This is a genomic window from Planotetraspora phitsanulokensis (assembly GCF_016863295.1).
In the GTDB taxonomy this organism is placed as follows: domain Bacteria; phylum Actinomycetota; class Actinomycetes; order Streptosporangiales; family Streptosporangiaceae; genus Planotetraspora; species Planotetraspora phitsanulokensis.
In genome coordinates this window covers 1-802 of the sequence record NZ_BOOP01000090.1, presented here as the reverse complement: position 1 = coordinate 802, position 802 = coordinate 1, and the positions used below count along the sequence as shown (strand labels likewise).

At 69.7% G+C, this 802-nt stretch carries 1 protein-coding gene; it reads left to right on the top strand.

The genetic code is table 11. From position 1 onward, the window contains the following. Window positions 1-4: 4 nt before the first annotated feature. A partial coding sequence (locus Pph01_RS42505; protein WP_239117425.1) for a TauD/TfdA dioxygenase family protein occupies window positions 5-802 on the top strand: 798 nt, incomplete at its 3' end.

Genomic DNA, 802 nt, shown 5'->3' with positions numbered 1-802 from the left:
AGTCATCGGCGCGGTCGTCGGCGGCATCAGGGTGGGCGGCGACGCCGACGCGCCGGCGGTCGCCGAACTGCGGGCCGCGCTGCTGCGCCACCGGGTGGTCTTCCTGCGTGAGCAGCAGCACGCCACCGACGCCGATCAGCTCGCGTTCGCCAGGCTGCTCGGCACCGTCACCAAGCCACACCCGACGGTGACCGGCGACGGCGAGGCGGTTCTCCCAATCGACTCCGAGCAGGGCAAGGCCAACAGCTGGCACACGGACGTGACCTTCGTCGACAGGATCCCGGCGATCAGTGTGCTGCGCGCAATCACGCTGCCGCCCTACGGCGGGACCACGGTGTGGGCCAACACGGTCGAGGCGTACCGGCGGTTGCATCCCGGTCTGCAGGCGCTGGTGGGACAGCTGCGTGCGGTGCACTCGAACCTGTACGACTACGCGGCGCAGCGCCCGCAGATCGGCGGGATCGACGTCAAGGAGCAGGAGTATCGCGAGGAGTTCCGGAGCAGCGAGTTCGAGACCGAGCACCCCGTCGTCCGCATCCACCCGGAGACCGGCGAGCCGTCCCTGCTGCTCGGCCACTTCGTCCGGTCGTTCGTCGGACTGAGCAGCGCCGACTTCCACGACCTGTTCGCCCTGCTGCAGCGGCACATCACCCGCCTGGAGAACACGGTGCGGTGGAACTGGCGCGACGGCGACATCGCCATCTGGGACAACCGGGCCACCCAGCACTACGCCGTCGCGGACTACGACGACCTGCCCCGTCTTCTCCACCGGATCACGCTGGCCGGAGACATCCCGATCGGC